This window comes from Streptomyces sp. NPDC037203 (assembly GCF_055605065.1).
Genome location: NZ_JBVJUC010000007.1, coordinates 169,805 through 186,816, shown reverse-complemented (window position 1 = coordinate 186,816; position 17,012 = coordinate 169,805). Strand labels below are relative to the sequence as shown.

At 72.6% G+C, this 17,012-nt stretch carries 15 protein-coding genes; 8 read left to right on the top strand and 7 right to left on the bottom strand.

What is annotated here, in order from left to right; genetic code table 11:
* Positions 1-181: 181 nt before the first annotated feature.
* Positions 182-1,351: a Dyp-type peroxidase gene (locus ACZ7EC_RS20930; protein WP_471064555.1), complete on the bottom strand. Its 1,170-nt coding sequence runs from the start codon at positions 1,349-1,351 to the stop codon at positions 182-184.
* Between the two features lie 87 nt (positions 1,352-1,438).
* Here ACZ7EC_RS20930 and ACZ7EC_RS20925 point away from each other — a divergent pair, with 87 nt between their 5' ends.
* A complete protein-coding gene (locus tag ACZ7EC_RS20925; protein WP_471064553.1) occupies positions 1,439-2,788 on the top strand; it encodes a right-handed parallel beta-helix repeat-containing protein in 1,350 nt (449 codons plus the stop codon).
* 40 nt (positions 2,789-2,828) lie between these two features.
* Here the strand turns inward: ACZ7EC_RS20925 and ACZ7EC_RS20920 are convergent, their stop codons facing one another.
* Entirely contained in the window at positions 2,829-3,662 is an 834-nt protein-coding gene (locus ACZ7EC_RS20920) for a hypothetical protein (protein ID WP_471064551.1), read from the bottom strand.
* A 146-nt stretch (positions 3,663-3,808) separates the two neighbouring features.
* On the opposite strand from ACZ7EC_RS20920, the gene ACZ7EC_RS20915 reads away from it, so the two are divergent.
* Complete coding sequence (locus ACZ7EC_RS20915; RefSeq protein ID WP_471064549.1) at positions 3,809-6,316, top strand: SdrD B-like domain-containing protein; 2,508 nt, start codon at positions 3,809-3,811, stop codon at positions 6,314-6,316.
* 136 nt (positions 6,317-6,452) lie between these two features.
* Here the strand turns inward: ACZ7EC_RS20915 and ACZ7EC_RS20910 are convergent, their stop codons facing one another.
* Complete coding sequence (locus tag ACZ7EC_RS20910; protein WP_471064548.1) at positions 6,453-6,770, bottom strand: hypothetical protein; 318 nt, start codon at positions 6,768-6,770, stop codon at positions 6,453-6,455.
* A gap of 595 nt (positions 6,771-7,365) precedes the next feature.
* Here ACZ7EC_RS20910 and ACZ7EC_RS20905 point away from each other — a divergent pair.
* From ACZ7EC_RS20905 to ACZ7EC_RS20890, 4 genes are all read left to right on the top strand, one after another.
* On the top strand, positions 7,366-7,515 hold the full coding sequence (locus tag ACZ7EC_RS20905; RefSeq protein WP_471064546.1) for a hypothetical protein: 150 nt from the start codon (positions 7,366-7,368) through the stop codon (positions 7,513-7,515).
* A 275-nt stretch (positions 7,516-7,790) separates the two neighbouring features.
* Positions 7,791-8,288, top strand: a complete 498-nt coding sequence (locus ACZ7EC_RS20900; RefSeq protein ID WP_471064544.1) for a sigma-70 family RNA polymerase sigma factor — start codon at positions 7,791-7,793, stop codon at positions 8,286-8,288.
* A 120-nt stretch (positions 8,289-8,408) separates the two neighbouring features.
* Positions 8,409-8,597: a hypothetical protein gene (locus ACZ7EC_RS20895; RefSeq protein WP_471064542.1), complete on the top strand. Its 189-nt coding sequence runs from the start codon at positions 8,409-8,411 to the stop codon at positions 8,595-8,597.
* Between the two features lie 198 nt (positions 8,598-8,795).
* Positions 8,796-9,446 (top strand): HAD family hydrolase, encoded by a 651-nt coding sequence (locus tag ACZ7EC_RS20890; RefSeq protein WP_471064540.1) that lies wholly within the window; start codon positions 8,796-8,798, stop codon positions 9,444-9,446.
* A gap of 636 nt (positions 9,447-10,082) precedes the next feature.
* On the opposite strand, the gene ACZ7EC_RS20885 is transcribed toward ACZ7EC_RS20890, so the two are convergent.
* Positions 10,083-10,700 (bottom strand): MarR family winged helix-turn-helix transcriptional regulator, encoded by a 618-nt coding sequence (locus ACZ7EC_RS20885; protein WP_471064539.1) that lies wholly within the window; start codon positions 10,698-10,700, stop codon positions 10,083-10,085.
* A 58-nt stretch (positions 10,701-10,758) separates the two neighbouring features.
* Here ACZ7EC_RS20885 and ACZ7EC_RS20880 point away from each other — a divergent pair, with 58 nt between their 5' ends.
* A complete protein-coding gene (locus tag ACZ7EC_RS20880) occupies positions 10,759-11,700 on the top strand; it encodes an amidohydrolase family protein (RefSeq protein ID WP_471064538.1) in 942 nt (313 codons plus the stop codon).
* 57 nt (positions 11,701-11,757) lie between these two features.
* On the opposite strand, the gene ACZ7EC_RS20875 is transcribed toward ACZ7EC_RS20880, so the two are convergent.
* Both ACZ7EC_RS20875 and ACZ7EC_RS20870 read right to left on the bottom strand, forming a co-directional pair.
* On the bottom strand, positions 11,758-12,867 hold the full coding sequence (locus ACZ7EC_RS20875; protein WP_471064536.1) for an MASE1 domain-containing protein: 1,110 nt from the start codon (positions 12,865-12,867) through the stop codon (positions 11,758-11,760).
* Between the two features lie 115 nt (positions 12,868-12,982).
* On the bottom strand, positions 12,983-14,317 hold the full coding sequence (locus tag ACZ7EC_RS20870; RefSeq protein ID WP_471064535.1) for a PP2C family protein-serine/threonine phosphatase: 1,335 nt from the start codon (positions 14,315-14,317) through the stop codon (positions 12,983-12,985).
* Positions 14,318-15,320: 1,003 nt separating this feature from the next.
* Between ACZ7EC_RS20870 and ACZ7EC_RS20865 the strand changes: the two genes are divergently transcribed.
* Positions 15,321-16,010 carry a GAF and ANTAR domain-containing protein gene (locus tag ACZ7EC_RS20865; RefSeq protein WP_471064533.1) on the top strand — a complete coding sequence of 230 codons (690 nt, stop codon included), beginning with the start codon at positions 15,321-15,323 and terminating at the stop codon, positions 16,008-16,010.
* On the opposite strand, the gene meaB is transcribed toward ACZ7EC_RS20865, so the two are convergent.
* Positions 16,003-17,010 carry a methylmalonyl Co-A mutase-associated GTPase MeaB gene (meaB, locus tag ACZ7EC_RS20860; RefSeq protein ID WP_471064531.1) on the bottom strand — a complete coding sequence of 336 codons (1,008 nt, stop codon included), beginning with the start codon at positions 17,008-17,010 and terminating at the stop codon, positions 16,003-16,005. The genes ACZ7EC_RS20865 and meaB overlap by 8 nt on opposite strands.
* Positions 17,011-17,012 lie beyond the last annotated feature (2 nt).

The window sequence follows — 17,012 nt, the reverse complement described above, 5'->3', positions numbered from 1 at the left end:
CTCCGCAACGGAGCGGACGACTTCTGAGCCTCCGCGGGGGATGAAGATGCGGTGGGCCGGGGCTCGTCACGCGCCAGCGGTCGCACCGGCGTCGGCGCCAGGCTCCAGGCCCACGCCGGTGCGACCGCCCGCATCCGGAGCACGCCGCACCCGCGTCACATCACCGCATCCCCCAAGGGCTTCACCCCCCGCCCCCGAACAACCCTGCCCCCAAAGCCCGTTGACGGTCGAAGCCGGGCAGGATCAGGAACGTCGCGCTGGCCGTCGTCGTCGTGAACCCCAGCAACGCGTCGGCCGTGTCCATGTGCGTGAGGGTGGCGGTGAACGTCCGCAGGTCGTTCTGGAAGCTGATGAACAGCAGACCGGGCGCGGGCGCGTCGATGCTGTAGGAGCGGCGGAGCATGAGGCCGACGCCGACCACCGTGGCGTGTGCCCTGCGCACATGGGCGTCCGCGGGGACGAGGTAGCGGCCGTCGGGGGTCTTGGCACCGAGGTCCGGGCCCGCGGCGACCGTGCCTCCGGAGAGCGGCACCCCGCTGGCCCGGCGCCGCCCGAAGACCGCCTCCTGCTCGGCGACGGACAGCGCGGCGAACCGCGGCAGGTCCAGCTCCATGCGCCGTACGACGGCGAGGGTGCCCCCGGCGACCGCGGGCGGCCCGGCCAGCCACAGGTCGCGCCGCTGCTCGGCGGCGCTGTGCGGGCCCACGATGCCGTCGATGAAGCCGAGCAGGTTGCGCGGGGCGGCGAGGCCCTTGTCCACGGGCACGTTCGGACCGCGGCGCCCCGACTGCCGCCAGCGCTCCCGGACCCGGTCACCGGCTCGCTCCAGGAGCGCGGCGGCGGCGACCGGGGCGACCAGCGGGTCGCTCGCGCAGATCTGGAGCAGCAGGTCGCCGCCGCGCTCGCGGGGGGCGATCCGTTCGCGGGAGAACCGCGGCAGGCCGGCCGCGCCGGGCAGCGCGGCGCCGGCCGCGCGCACCAGCCGGGGGCCCACACCGACGGTCACGGTGAGGTCACCCGGAGCCAGGCCCAGCAGCCGGGGGTCCGTTCCCGCCGTCAACGTACGGATGGACGTGCCGAGTTCGGCCAGCAGCGGGCCGGGGTCCACGGCCGTACCGAGGTCGGCCACCACGACCAGCAGGTTGCTTTGGGCCGGTTGGGGAAGCGCGACACCCGCCTGATGCCGGCCCAGCGCCGGGACCGGAGCCGGAGACGCCGGTGCCGCCGGGGCGCCGTGCTGCCCGGAGCCTGCAGGTTCCGCCGTGCACCCGGCCGTGAGACCGGCGGCCATCAGGGCGCCGGTGGCATCGAGGAAAGCACGGCGTGACGGGCGGTGATCGGCTCGGCGCATGGAGTGCAGGGTGCCACAACCGAAACACCCTTGCTGGTCAACTCCCGTATTCCGGCGCGGTATTCGCGCCGCTGCCAGACTGGGGCCATGCCTCGATCAGCTTCTCTTCGCGTGATGGCGGCGCTGGTGCTCGGCGCGCTCGCCCTGGTGGCCGGCTGCGGCGGTGGCGGCGACGGCGGCTCGGCCAAGGGCCGGCGGCCGGAGGGCGCGCGGGTGACGATCCGCGTGCCCGCCGACGCCCCGACCATCTCGGCGGCGGTGTCCCTGGCCCGGCCCGGTGACCTGGTGCTGGTCGCACCCGGCGTGTACCACGAGTCGGTGCGGATCAGGACGCCGCGCATCACCCTGCGCGGCGCCTCCCGCGACAAGGTCGTCATCGACGGGCGGCTGCGCCAGCCGAACGGTGTCGTCGTCGCGGCGCCCGGCGTGGCCGTCGAGAACCTGACCGTGCGGAACAACACGCAGAACGGTGTGCTGGTGACCGGCTCCGCGGCGGCGGTCGCCGGACTGCCGGGCCGCAGCGGCGGCTACGACACCGGGGACGAGCCCGTCACCTTCCTGAAGTCCTTCCTGGTCTCGTACGTGACCGCGACCCGCAACGGGCTGTACGGCATCTACGCGTTCTCCGCCCAGAACGGCGTCATCGAGCACTCCTACACCTCGGGCGGCGCCGACTCGGGAATCTACGTCGGACAGTGCAAGCCGTGCCGCGTCGTGGTGCGCGACAACATCGCCGAGCTCAACGCGGTCGGGTACGAGGGCACCAACGCCGGCGGCGACCTGTACGTCGTCGGCAACCGCCTGGTCGGCAACCGCGTCGGTCTCACCACCGACTCCGACCACCAGGAGAAGCTGCTCCCGCAGCGCGGCGCCGTCGTCGCCGGCAACCTGATCGCGGACAACCAGCAGGCGCGGACCCCCGAACAGGCCGACGGCGGCTGGGGGATCGGCATCGGTGTCGACGGCGGCGGCGACAACCGGTTCCTCCGCAACCGGATCACCGGCAACACCAACGCCGGGCTGGTGATCACCGCGACCGCCGACGTGCCGCCCGACGGCAACCGGGTCACGGACAACATCTTCGCCGCCAACGGCGTCGACGTCGGCTGGACGTTCCCCACCGCGACCCACGGCAAGGGCAACTGCCTGCACGGCAACACGCTGCGGACGACCGTGCCCGCACGGCTCGCGGTGGCGGCGTCCTGTCCGCTCGCACCCGACACGCCCACGCCGTCCGGCACTTGGCGGTCCCCGGCGGCCCCCGGAGGCATCCCGTTCACCGAGGTGGCCGCGCCCGGTCCGCAGCCGCAGTTCCCGCATGCCACCACCACCGGCGCCACCGAGGTGCCGGCCGTTCCCGCGCTCCCGGACGTCACCCGCGTCCCGCTGCCGCCACCGTCCCTGCTCGCCGGTGCGGCACGGGTGCACACCTCCTGAGCCGGGGGCCGGCGATCGGGACGACCGCGGGAGCGGGTGACTACTTCGCCGCTGAAATGCCGGGCGCGGGCCGGACGGGTACGTATGTCCGGGTGTCGAAATCGATGACGACCGGCCGCGACTCGGAGGCAACGCCTACCCGCACCCGGTACATCGTCCCGTCGGCGCCGATCCAATAGCGCACGCTGTCCCCGGCGCCGGAATCGAGAGCGGTCGAATTCCCGCCTCTGGAATGCGTGTTCGGGCCGGTCATGATCTCCACCGAATGACCGCGCACCGTGTCCCGGCCGACCATCGCCGCGCCGTTCTGCGGCAGCAGCTCCGCGTTGTCCGGCCGGTCGCTGCCCAGTCCCAGTGCGATGGCGAGTGAACTGTCCAGCGTGCTGCCGGACTTCAGGAGGGGGCGGCGGTACCAGCCGGACGCGGGAGGCACGGGTGGCGCCGAGTCCGGGACACCGGTCATGGGGTGGACGAGCACGCTGTCGGCCGTCCACTGGAGCAGCCCGTCGCTGGACGTGTCCCGCCCGGTGCCGCGCACCACCGCGTACCCGATCCCCGCGCGGTAGTCGACGGACCCGGTGACGACCAGCCCGCCGGCGGTGCCCGGCACGGTGATCGTCATCGCGCGTCCGCCCGTCTGGTAGTTGAGGAAGCGGGTGATCGCCAGCCGGTTCGCCTCGTCCGGCGTCAGCGGTCGCCGGCCGGCCGGATCACCGCCGCCGAGGAGAACGAACGCCGCAGCCGCCGCGGCGACCGCGAGGGCGACCCCGCCCGCGATCCACGGTAATCGCGACCATCGGCGGCGCCCGCCCGCCGCCCCCCGCCGGAGACCTCGCTCGCTTCCCCCGGTCCGCACGCGCCTCTTGGTCCACACGCGGCGCGACGCTAACAGTTTTTGCCGACGCGTCTCCAATTTCCCCGTTCCCATCGTATGACGGACCGTCAACTTGTACCCTCCAGGCGGGGGTTGCCGTCATTTCGCCGAGTCGGGCGACGACGCAGACAACGCAAAGGAATGCGATGCCATTACGTAGGCTGCTGCGGGTGGGGCTGTCCGGTCTGTTATTGATGGGCGGCGCCACCGGTACGATCGCGACGAGCGCCGGGCAGGCCGGCGCCGCCACCACCGACGGCACACTGACCGTCGAGACACTGCGGGACTTCTTCGGCACCGGCGTCATCAACACGACCATGGACGTGCCGCAGCGCGGCATGAAGGTCGAGGTCACCGACCGCGCCGGACATCACGTCAGCGGCGTCACCGACGCCACCGGAAAAGTCGTCGTCCAGCCGTCGGCCGAACTGTCCGGCGGCCGCTACCGCGTCGACGTCAGCGTTCCGGCGCCCTACAGCCGCTACCTCCGGGCCGCACCGGCCTCGACGGCGGCGAACCACTTCGACAGCTTCACCTCCTTCGTGGACGTCTCGGACGGCAAGGACGCCTCGGTGATCACCGGCGTCTGGGACGCGGCCGACTACGCCCTGCCGGACTCCCGGTACTTCGTGCCGATCCAGAACGGCGGCAGCGGGACGGATACCCGCTCCCTGGTGGCCTTCGGCACGAGCGCCCGCGGCAACTGCCCCGACAAGGCGGCGTGTCCGACGGTACTCGACACCCAGGACCAAGTGGGCACCACCTTCGGGCTCGCCTACGACAAGGACCGACAGCGCCTCTTCCAGGCCGAGTTCGCCCGCCGCTACACCAAGTACGGCCCCGACGGCGGCGACGCGATCTACACCGTGCCGGCCGCCGGCGGGGGCGCCCCGAAGCTGTTCGCGAAGGTGCCGGGTGCCTCGGTCACCCCGCATGACACCGCGCGCCTGATCAAGGACGCGGGCTTCACCGACGTGCCGGGCAAGGAAAGCATCGGCGGGCTGGCCCTGTCCGAGGACGGCTCGACGCTGTACGCGGTGAACCTGCGTACGCGGGCACTGGTGAGCTTCGACGCGACCGGGACACGGGCCTCCGCGCCCGAGGCGACCGTGCCGATCCCCGATCCGGGCTGCGCGGCCTCCGGCGACTGGCGGCCCTTCGGCCTGACCACCCACGACAACACGCTGTACGTCGGCGGTGTGTGCGACGCGGAGAGCACCCAGAAGCGCGACGACCTGAAGGCCGTCGTCTACGCCTACGACGGCAAGCGGTTCACCCCGGTGCTGACCCACACGCTGACCGACCAGCGCGGCGACGTGCTCAGCAGCGACGCGGCCTTCCCGCAGTCGCACTTCTGGAACCCGTGGAACGGCAGCCTGAAGGACTGGGACAGCTTCAAGCTGAACGGCACGATGATCGATCCGCAGCCGGAACTCGCCAGCATGGCCTTCGCCCGCGACGGCTCGATGATCCTCGGCTTCCGCGACCGGTTCATGGACATCGTCAGCTGGGGCGGCCTCGACCCGAGGCCGTCGAACGACGACCCCGAGAACGGCATGTCCGGCGGCGACATCAACATGGCCTGTGCCAAGCCAGCCGGCGGGTACGACTGGGAAGGCACCGGCGCCTGCCCCAACCACGCGGCTCCCGCGGTGGACGGCGCCGAGGCACCGGGCGTCACCGAGTACTTTCCGGGCGACTTCTTCCCGAACGGCGGCTCCGCGACTCAGCCCGGACCGCACCAGGAGTCCTCGCTGGGCTCGGTCGCCTACATCCCGCAGCAGCAGTGGGTCGTCAGCACGCAGATGGACCCGACCGGCAATGTCATCACGGACGGCACCGGCTACTACGACATCACCACCGGCGCCGGCCCCGGCAACGACCCGGCCGCCAACGCCTACCAGTTCATCGGCCCGAACCAGAACGGTTTCGGCAAGGCCGGCGGCCTCGGCGACATCGCGTACGCCGCTGCGAACGCGCCGATCCAGATCGGCAACGTGGTGTGGTACGACGGCGACCACAACGGCATCCAGGACGCCGGGCAGGTACTGCTGCCGGGCGCGACGATCGACCTGCTGGACGCCCACGGCAAGCAGGTCGCCAGCACCAAGACGGATGCCGACGGCGAGTACTACTTCGGCGGGGTCGGCGCCGACTACCAGCTGACGCCCGGCGCGAAGTACACCGTACGGTTCGACGTGTGCACCGCGGACACCAGCGAGGTGCCCGGCCGGCCCGCCGCCACCGCACTGCGGTTCACCCTCCCGCGGGCCGGTGCCGACCGGGCCCACGACTCCAACGTGACCCCGCCGACCACCGGTCGGTTGTGCAGCGGACAGGCACCGGTCACGGCACCCGCGAAGCCGGGCGGGGTCGACCACACCATCGACGCCGGCGTGTACATCCCCAAGGCCAAGCCGCCGGCCCCCAGCCCGTCGCCCTCGGCGTCCGCCCCCTCGCCTTCGGCGCCGCCGACCACCGGGGCGTCCCCGGCCCCCGCACCGGGCGGCACGGGCCAGGGCGGCGGCGGTCCCCTCGCCAGCACCGGCCTGGCCGGCATGGGGAGGACCCTCTCGCTGGTCGCTCTGCTGCTCTGCGCGGGCGCGGGATGCGTCTACGCGGGCCGCAAGTGGCGCACCAGGCACCACCGCTGACGATCCACCCCTACGGAAGACGGGCCGGTGCGGAATGCACCGGCCCGTCACCGTCGGCGCCGTGCGGAACCAAGGCGGTTCTGCGGGGCGCTGCCGTTCACACGGCCCCGCCCCGTACGGCGGTACGGTCGTCGCGCTAACCGGCCGCCATGCCGATGACGACGAGCAGCACCATGCCGAGCACCGCCAGCAGCGGGACCAGGCCCACGATGCCCTGCGGCCGCTTGAACACCGGCTTGCCGGGGTTCAGCGGAGGCCGGTGCCCGGCCACGACCGGCTCGGGTATCCGGCGGATCGTGGACAGGGCACCGAGATTGATCAGCAGCATGATGGGCGTGATGACCAGGGACATCGGCCCCCACCACCCCTGCACCAGGGTGTTGGCCTGCATCTCCCGGAAGGTGGCCAGCGCGCAGGGACGGCACATCGTCCCCCTGCGGCGCAGGGAACGCATGATCACGATCATGCCCTGATGCCCCCGCACCGTGACCTGCGCCGCGGGCCCCGTCCCGCACAGCTGGCATGCCTGCATCGCCCCACCGACCGGCAACCCCCCGCCGTACGGCTGCGCCTGCGCCTGCTGATACGGACCGGGAACGGGCGCGGGCGCCTGCTGATACGGCCCCGGAACGGACGCGTACGGCACCGCTCCGGGCTGCGCATAGGACCCCGACGCGGGCGCGTACGGCCCCGGCGCCTGGGCGTACGGCCCCGGCGCCTGCGGCTGCTGGTACGGACCGGGAGGCTGCGGATACGACCCCTGCGTCAGCCGGGGATCGGGATACGACGGTGGCGTGCTCAACTGCGGCCTTTCGAATGGGCATGACATCTCTGAGGGAACGGCACCGCAGCCTACCCACCTCCGACAACGGCCTCCCTTCCGATGCCCCCTGAAGACGGGTGCGGTAGGCGCGTTCGGGGAGGTGAGGATGGTCACCGTGCGCGGCGCTCCCTCGGGGGGTTGCCCGTGCGGCCTGCTCGGATGAATCGCCGGTGGCCGGTTCTGCCGGATCGGAGCCGGTGTCGTAACTCCCCTTGGAGCAGCCCGAATGGATCCCGTCCACAAGCTTCAACGCGCCCTGCTGATCCTGGTCATCGCGGGGCTGGTCACCTACATCGCCTTTCTCGACCCGCCGCTCGGGGTCGCCCTGCTCGTGGGTGCCGGCGTCGCGGTCTTCGTACTCCAGGTGCTGGGGTGAGCGCCGGTCCCCGAACTCGTGCGCCGAAAATGCACCGTACGGACTCCGTCCCACGGCATGGACGAATGAGCGGCTAACTGCCGCAATCAAGTGTCGAGTTGGCTGACCGACGGGAAGGACTGGTCCCTATGCGCAATGCCCCCGACGTTCGAGGGCCGACGGAGCCGAACGACCCCCCGAGTACCCCGCCGGACCCCGCTCCCGGCGCCCGACCCGCCCCGGAGCCCAAGCCCCGCCGACGGCTCACGGCGGAACAGATCGAGGAGCTGCGGCGCTTGAAGCCGTTCCTCGAAGGCATGGTGCGCCAGGCGCGCATGCAGTACCTGCTGGAGGACCTGGTGCAGAGCTGCGTGCTCCAACTGGTCCGCGCATGGTCGAGGCCGGACTTCGTGCTCGACCGGCGGGACGGCGGACGGGCCTTCGCGCGCAAGGTGATGCGCGATGTCATCGCCGACGCGGCGCGCGGCAGGGACCGTGATCTCTCGTCCCCGGTGCACGAGTTCCCCGAGCTGCCGGTCGAGGCGGACGAGGGCGACCACGCACGGGAGGTCCGCCTCAAGGCCATCGACCGTTTCCTCGCCGAGAAGTTGACGGACCGGCTGTACCCGGTCGGCAGGCTCGCGATCATCGAGGGCCTCAGCCAGGCGGAGATCGCGCGTTGCCTCAAGATCGACCGGCATACGGTGGGCCGCCGGTTCAAGGACGTGTGCAAGGCCCTGGAGCCCTACAAGGAAACGATCTACGACGAGGTACTGGGCGACGTGACGAGCTAGTGCCGCTACTCGGACTCACGGGAGGGGGCTCCATGTCGTCTCCCGTGAGCCCAGGTTGGGTCCTAGCGACCCGGAAGACGAACAAGGCCCACACGCGCACTTCGGGAGGGAATACGCGGGATGTACCAGACATTCGAACTGCTCCGCCAGGCGGCGGCGGCATGCCGGGCACCAACTCGGCAGCCCCCACAGGAGATCGATCCGGTGAGCTGGGAGGCGCTGCTGGATCGCGTCGAGGACCAGCTGGAGGAGGACGACCGAGACGGTGAAGGCGCCTCGGCCGACTCGCTCACGCTTCATATCTGCTGAGTTTCAAGTCTGCTGATAGGTAGTCAGCGAGCCAGTGGTCGTGGCGAGGGAACACGCGGGGGATTCGAGGGCAGATCCGCACGGGGGTCGGACCCGGCCTCGGACGAGTAGTGCCGCGACGGCTGGACACCAGGCCCGGCGCGCCACCTCCTCGGGAGAGAGGAGGCGGCACGCCGGGCAAGCGTCTATCCTGCCGGGGTGATCAAGCCGATCAAGCTCGTCATATTCGACTGCGATGGGGTGCTGGTCGACAGCGAGCGCATCGCCGTCCGCCTCCAGGTCGCCCTCGGCGCGGAACTGGGCTGGCCGTTGAGCGAGGATGAGGTGGTCGGCCGGTTCATCGGCCGCTCGCACGCCGCGATCCGCGAGCAGGTCGCCGACCGGCTGGGTCCCGAGACCGCCGCGGTCTGGGCACGGCGGTTCGAGGAACTGCACCGCGAGGCCGTCGACGCCGAACTCGCGCCCGTGGCAGGGCTGGTGGAGGCCCTCGACGCGCTCACGCTGCCGACCTGCGTGGCCTCCAGCGGGTCGCACGACAAGATGCGGCACACCTTGGGCCGTACCGGACTGTACGACCGTTTCGCGGGCCGCATCTACAGTGCCGCCGAGGTCGCCCGCGGCAAGCCCGCGCCGGACCTGTTCCTCCACGCCGCCCGCAGCATGGGCGTCGAACCCGCGGCCTGTGCCGTGGTCGAGGACAGCGCGCCCGGTGTGCGGGCGGCGCGCGCCGCGGGGATGCGTGCGTTCGGGTACGCCGGGGGACTGACGCCCGCCGAGCGTCTCGAGGGGCCCGGCACCGTCGTCTTCCACGACATGCGCAAGCTGCCCGCCCTCATCGCCGAACTGTAAGGCTCCGCAGGGCTGTTCACGGGCCGCCGGGGAAGCGGCCCCACAGCAGGAGGAGCCGGGTGGCCGCGTCGCTCTCGATCGCGGCGAGGCCCTCGGGGCTGCCAGGCGGACGCCGGCGGTCTCGGTGTCGCGGTCAGCGCGATGTGGTTCGTGCCGGGAGTGCGCAGAGGGGCGTCGAGCCGTTCGTCCGGGGCGAGGTCCACGGCGGCGCGGCCACGAGCCGGCAGAGGGCGGCCGACGCAGAGCGCGCTGTGCTCCGTCATCCAGGGCCCGTCCGAGAGATCCCGCGCGGCGGCCGTGGCGATGTCCGCCGGATGCGCGCGGTGGCGCAGGAAGGCGGACTAGAGGTCGGCGTCGGACAGGCGGCGGTGGGGAGCCCGCGGTCGAAGGCACGGGTCCGCACCGGCGCGCCCGCGAGGAACGCCTCCAGGACGCGGGCCGGTTCCCCGGCGTTCCCCGTCGGGTGGATCAGCACGTCCCGCACCGTCCACGCCGCGCGCCAGGTGCCGTCGCCCGGCCGCCGTGTCCGCACGGCCCGGACGAAGGAGGCGAGTTCCGGCAGGTTCTCGGCGACCTCGTTGGGTCATGCGGCCATGCGTATCCGGGGCGGGGGCTGGTCGGACCGGTCGGCGGGATTCAGCCGGTGCCCGTGTCGGCGACCAGGTCCGTGAGCCGGTGCAGCAGCGTGACCAGGAGGGCGCGCTCGGCCGGGGTGAACGCTTCGTAGGCGCGCGCCTGGCGCTCGCGCAGGTGGCTCCGGAGTCCGGCGAGCCGCTCGGCGCCGTCGTCGGTGAGGCTGACCAGGACGCGCCGTTCGTCCTCGGGGGAGCGGCGCCGTACGACGATGCCCTTCCCCTCCAGTTGCTGGAGCATCCGGGTCGCGGTCGGGACGCTGACGCCCGCGCTGCTCGCCAGCCGGCCCACCGGCAGGTCCTTCTCCGCGGCCAGGGGTTCGAGGAGGGCGACCTGGGGGAGGGAGAGGCCGCCGTAGTGCTCGGCGCCGGTCGAACGCGCCCGGCGCATCGCGAAGAAGAGGGCATCGGCCGCCTGGGAGATCTCCTCCGCCCCTATGTCACCGCGCGCCGCCGGCTGGACGTGATCCGCCGCGATCCGCTGGGTGTCCGTGGCCGGCCGGGGGGCCTCGGGGGCCTGCCGTGGGCTTTCCGCCGCCGACGGGGAGCCTTCCGCACTCGACCGGGCACTGTCGGGCGTCGCCCGGTCGGCGGCGCGAAGGCTGTTGCGTCTGTCACTCATGGGTGCTACTTTAGCAAAGCAATCGTTAGCACCCTAAATGTTAGGAGGGTAGGAGAGGATGGCTGCTTCTCGACGCATCGATGTCCATCAGCACCTGATCCCCGGCGCCTATCGGGAGGTGATGGAGCGGCATGGCGCCACGGCCGCCGGCTGGCCCACGCCCGCGTGGGACGCGGACAGCGCGATCGCGATGATGGACCGCCGCTCGATCGCCACCGGCGTGCTCTCCGTCAGCTCACCGGGCACGCATTTCGGCGACGACGCGGAGGCCCGCGCGCTGGCCCGGAGGGTCAACGAATACGCGGCGGAGCTGGTCAAGGACCACCCCGACCGCTTCGGGCTGTTCGCGAGCCTCCCCCTCCCGGACGTGGACGGCGCGCTCGCCGAGGCGGCCTACGCGCTGGACGAACTGCACGCCGACGGCGTGGTGCTCATGTCCAACGTCCACGGCCGCTATCTCGGCGACAAGGAGTTCGCCCCCCTCTGGGCCGAGCTGGACGCTCGCGGTGCCGTGGTGTTCATCCACCCCACCGGCTCCCCGCTGCCCATGCTCGACGGTCTGCCCGGTCCCGTCGTCGACTTCCCCTTCGACACCACCCGCACCGCACTGCACATGACGCTCAACGGCGTGATGAGCCGGCACACCCGGATGAAGGTGATCCTTTCCCACGCGGGCGGCTTCCTGCCCTACGCGGCCTGGCGGTTCACCATCGGCGCCCAGTTCCACCCCGGTACCACCCCCGAGGGCATCCTGACCGACCTGCGGCGCTTCTACTTCGACACCGCGCTGTCCGCCAGCCCCTCCGCCCTGCCCTCCCTGCTCGCCTTCGCCGCTCCCGGCCATGTCCTCTACGGCAGCGACTGGCCCTTCGCGGCGGAGGAGTACGGCACCCTCTTCGACTCGATGCTCGACGGCTACGACGGTTACGAGCCGGGACAGCTCGACGCGATCAACCGGGGCAACGCAGAGGTCCTCTTCCCGAGACTCGCCTCGGCCTGACCGCTTGCCCGGCGGAGAGGGTGCGGCGGTGCTACGGCCGCTGCCGCGCTCCTCGTCTCAGCTCGGGCCGGCGGGTCTGCGCGGGGGCGGGGCAGGCCGGTGGGGCGATCGGTAGTGCCGGCGTTCCGCGCCGGAGCCGGAGCCGGAGCCGGAGCCTGAGCCGGAGTCGGGGGCGAGGCCGGGGGCGGGGCTCGCGCCTGCGGTGGGCGGCATCGGTTGCGTGCCGGTGTGGGAGAGCCTGGTCACCAGATCGGCGAGGTGGCCGCAGGCCCGCGCGATCTCCTTCTGCGACCTGTCCCGCTCGGTGACGGCCGCCGCCACGAGCAGGCCGGTCAGGGCGGAGGAAGCGTTGTAGGCCTGGAGGGTGACCATGTCGCCGAGCATGCCGTGCTCGGCGAACGGGCCCGAGCCGTGGGTCGCGGCGATGATCGCGAAGGTCGACACGGCGAGGGCGACGGGTGCGGCCCCGGCCAGCCGGAAGCGGAAGGCGGCCCAGATCAGCAGCGGGAAGCCGAGGAAGAGGAGGGGGGTTCTGCCGGTGTCGACGACCCCGACGCAGGCGGTGGCCGCGAGGAGCAGCAGCACCTCCGCCCAGCGGGAGGGCACCACCGGCCTGGGCGGCCACGCCCGGCGCAGCACCAGCAGCACCGGTGTCACCACCAGCACGCCCATCGCGTCGCCGGTCCACCAGACCCACCAGGTGGGCCAGAACCGGTCGGGGCCCAGGGCGCCGGTGAGGACCAGCGTCCCGCTGCCGGCCGTCGCGCTGACCAGCATCCCGGCGAAGGCGCCGAGGAAGATCAGCGCGAGCGCGTCGTGCAGCCGGTCCAGTCCGGGGCGGAACCCCGCACGTTTCAGGAGGGCGTACGAACACAGCGGCGCGAGGGTGTTGCCCACGACGATCAGGAACAGGCCGGCGTACGACGGCCCGAGCGCGAGGTTGGCCAGCAGCGCGCCGAGCGCGATGCCGGGCCAGGTCCGCGGACCGCGCAGCAGCAGGCTCGCCACGGCGATACCGGTCGGCGGCCAGAAGGGGGTGACCTGGCCGCGCACCAGTTGCTGGAGCAGCCCCAGTTCGGCGGAGCCGTAGTACAGGGCCGCGAGGGCGCAGATCTCCAGGACGGCGACACCGCCGCGCCGGAGTTCTGCCCGCCGCGCGACCGTCATGGCGCGACCTCCGCATCGACACCACCCCGGTCACCATCATCCGCCGGATCCCGGCGATCCTCCATGGCAGCGGCCGACCGGGGCCGGTGGGGGAGAGCGGGCGGGCGTCGCCCGGTCAGGCCGGCGGGGTGCGCAGGGCCAGGACGGCCATGTCGTCGTGACCGTCGCTGGGGTGGTGGTCGGCGAGGGCGTGGACGAAGTCGTCCAGGGGGAGGGAGGCGTACTCGTCGGCGAGTCCGGTCAGTTCGGCCAGGCTCTGGTCGATCGGGCGGTCGGGGTGCTCGACCAGCCCGTCGGTGAAGAAGACCACCGTGGCGCCCGGCGGCACGGAACAGGAGTGGTCGGGGCGCGGTACCGCGGGATCGACGCCGAGCGGCAGGCCGGGCTCGGCGTCCAGGTACTCCGCCGGGCGGCCCGGCGCGACCACCAGGTGCGGGACGTGTCCGGCGGAGCTCCAGGACAGCCGCCAGCCCGCCTCGTCCGGTTCGATACGGGCCAGTGTGGTGGTGGTGATGGGGTTCTCGGCGAGGGCCTGAAGGGTGTGATCCAGCTGGGACAGGATGGCGCCGGGCGGGCTGCTCCGGTCGAACAGCAGGGCGCGCAGCATATTGCGGATGGAGGCCATCGCGGCCGCGGCCGGCAGATCGTGGCCGACCACGTCGCCGATGACGACCGCCACCACATTGCCGGGGAGCGGGATGGCGTCGTACCAGTCACCGCCGAGCTGGCTGGGCTCGGCGGCCGGCCGGTAGACCGCGGCGGCGGTGAAGGGGTGCAGATCGGGCAGGGCGGGCAGGAGCAGGCGCTGGAACTGCTCGGCGCCCTCGCGGACCCGTTCGAACAGGCGGACGTTCTCGATGGCGATGCCGGCGGCGCCGGCCAGGGCGATGACCACGCTCTCGTCGTCGGCGTCGAAGGGCTGCCCGTCCCGGCGTTCGGAGAGGTACAGGTCGCCGTAGATCTCGCCGCGGACGCTGATGGCGACGCCGAGCAGGGTGCTCATGGAGGGATGGTTGCGCGGGAAGCCCACGGAGGACGGATGGGCCGCGATGTCCTCGACCCGCAGCGGCTCCGGGTGCTGGATCAGCTCGCCGAGGACACCCCGGCCGTGGGGGAAGTCGGTGCCCGCGAGGGCGGCCCGCTCCTCCTCGGTGAGGCCGGCGGTGATGAACTGCTCCAGCTCGTCGCCGGAGGGTGCGAGTACGCCGAGGGCCCCGTAGTGGGCGCCCACCAGGTCCATGGCGGTGGTCACGATGCGGTACAGGACCGAGGGCAGCTCGTTCTCGCGGGTGATGGCGACCACCGCGTCGAGCAGACCCTGGAGCCGGTCCATGGCGTCCAGCAGGCTCCGCATCTGCTCGTCCATGCGGCCCAGCTCGGACCGTAGGCGGACATGGAGGTCGGAGTCGTCCGGCTGCCGCGGTGGCGCCCCGTCCTCCGCCCCGGCCATCAGGGACTCCCCTCGGCCGGTCGTCCGGTATCGGAGCGGTACATTGCGCCCTCCTGGAGTGACCCTGAGTGCTCAGAGGCCGGGACATGGAGCGGCGGAACTGGCCTTTCGGTCATCTCTTAAAAAATAGGGCAGTATGCGCCGTCCCGCCGCCCGCCCGCCCACCGCCGCGACACGGGGACGGGCCGTGAGCGGTGCGTCCCAGGCCGCCACACCCCGGCGCCGCCTCACCCCGGCGCCCCGGACACCCGACCACGGACGGACCAGGTGCAGGCGGCAGGGGCAACCCCTCGCGCGGCCAGACCAGTTGGGGCAGCAGCCGGACGCGAACGCGGGGGCCGCACCGAACGGGTCGAGGTGACCCGGCCGGCGACCGTCGACCGAACACCACGGCGCCCCTTCCGCCCCGGCGCACCGCCGGCCGGGCGCATCCTGATCACCGGCGGTAGCTGGACAGAGCGATCCCCGCCGCAGGGGCCGCCCGGCCGGTCCCTGCGGCGGCTGACCTGGGAACCTCCGCACCGACCGGCCGCCCGAGCATGAGCCGCCGGCGTGCCCTCCGGTACGTCGCGCAGGGTTCCGGATGGCGGCGTCCCCCCGGCGCACGGGTCGACCTGTCTCGACCCCGGCCCCGCTGCCACCGCCTCCACCTGCGCTCCCGCGATCCGCGCACGCCCCCGGATCCCGCGCCCCCGCGCACCCAGGCCGCCCGCCGAAGCCGCACGCGCCGCCCCTCGGCTGCACACCCCCGGCCCCCCACGGCGCCCCTCAGGCCCGCCCCCCACCTCTCCCACGCCCGCTCCCACCCACCAGCCCGCCCCCTCACCGCATCGCCCTACCCAGACCGCCCCCCACCAAGGCAAGCCCGCCAAGGCATCCCCCCGCTCCACCGCGGACGTGTTCCCCTTCGCACTCGTGTCCCACTCAGCCGCGCCCCCGGAGGGATGCGATGGTGGAAAGAGGGCAGGTTGTCGGTCTGGGGAGGCGGGCGGAGAGGAGCAGGATGGACTGGCGCATATTCGCCGAGCGGATGGCAGGAATGGCCAGAGAACTGCTGGCACAGGACACGGTGACCGACACTCTGGAGCGGATCACCCGTTCCGCCACCGAGCACGTCCCCGACTGCGACGCGGCCGGCATTCTCATCCTGCACGCCAAGGGCGTGCGCACCCTCGCGCCGACCGACCGGCTGGTGATCGACAGCGACGAGTTGCAGGAGCGCCTCCAGGAAGGCCCCTGCTACGACGTCGCCCGCCCCGAGAGCGACGAGCGGGTGTTCCGGATCGCCGACTTCCGCGAGCCCCATCCCAGCTGGCCCAGATACGTGTCCGAGGCCCGCAAGCTCGGCCTCGGCAGCATGATGGGCTTCCTGCTCTACACCGAGGAAGAGGAACTCGGCGCGCTGAACATCTACTCCCGCGAGCCGGGCGCCTTCGGTGAGGCCGGCGAGACGGCCGGCTGGCTGCTCGCCTCGCACGCCGCCGTCGCCTTCTCCAGTGCCCGCACCCACGCCCAGCTGGAGCAGGCCGTCGCCACCCGGCATGTCATCGGCGAGGCCATGGGCATCCTCATGGGCAGCCACGACCTCACCGAGGAGCAGGCCTTCAAGGTGCTGCGCCGCTACTCCCAGCACAAGAACATCAAACTCCGGGAGGTGGCGCGGCAGGTCTGCGAACGGGGCGGACTCAACTGACCGCCCGCGGACCGCCCGCGCCGCCCTCGAACGCGCCCAGGATCCGCTCCGCCGCCAGCGTCGCCGTCAACGTCCCGTCCCTGACCTGCCGTTCGAGTTCCGGTGCCACCGCGCGGACCGCCGGGTGGGCGTGCAGCCGGCCGAGGAGTTCGTCGCGGACCATCGCCCAGGTCCAGCCGACCTGCTGGTCGCGCCGCTTGGCGGTGAGCCGGCCGGTCGAGTCGAGCAGCGTCCGGTGCTGCTCCAGCCGCTCCCACACGGTGCCGAGGCCCGTGGACTCGCGTGCGCTGCAATGCAGCACCGGCGGGGTCCAGAACGCGTCCTTGCCGTGCATCAGCCGCAGCGCGCCCGCCAACTCCCGTGCCGCCGCCCGCGCGTCGCGCTCGTGCGGGCCGTCCGCCTTGTTGACGGCGATCACGTCGGCCAGCTCCAGGACGCCCTTCTTGATGCCCTGCAACTGGTCGCCGGTGCGCGCCAGGGTGAGCAGCAGGAAGGAGTCGGCCATGTCGGCGACCGCCGTCTCCGACTGCCCGACACCGACGGTCTCCACGAGGATCACGTCGTAGCCCGCCGCCTCCATCACCACCATCGACTCGCGGGTGGCCTTCGCGACCCCGCCCAGCGTGCCCGCGCTGGGGGAGGGCCGCACGAAGGCCGCCGGGTCGACCGACAGCCGTTCCATCCGCGTCTTGTCGCCGAGGATGGAGCCGCCGGTGCGGGTCGAGGAGGGGTCGACGGCGAGGACGGCGACCCGGTGCCCCAGCGAGGTCAGCATGGTGCCGAACGCGTCGATGAACGTCGACTTGCCGACCCCCGGCACCCCGCTGATGCCGATCCGCCGGGCCCGGCCGCTGTGCGGCAGCAGCCGGGTCAGCAACTCCTGGGCCAGCGCCCGGTGCTGTGGCCGGGTGGACTCGACGAGCGTGATGGCGCGGGCCACCAGGGCCCGCTTCCCGTCGAGCACACCCTTCACATACGTGTCGAGATCGATCGGGGCCATCG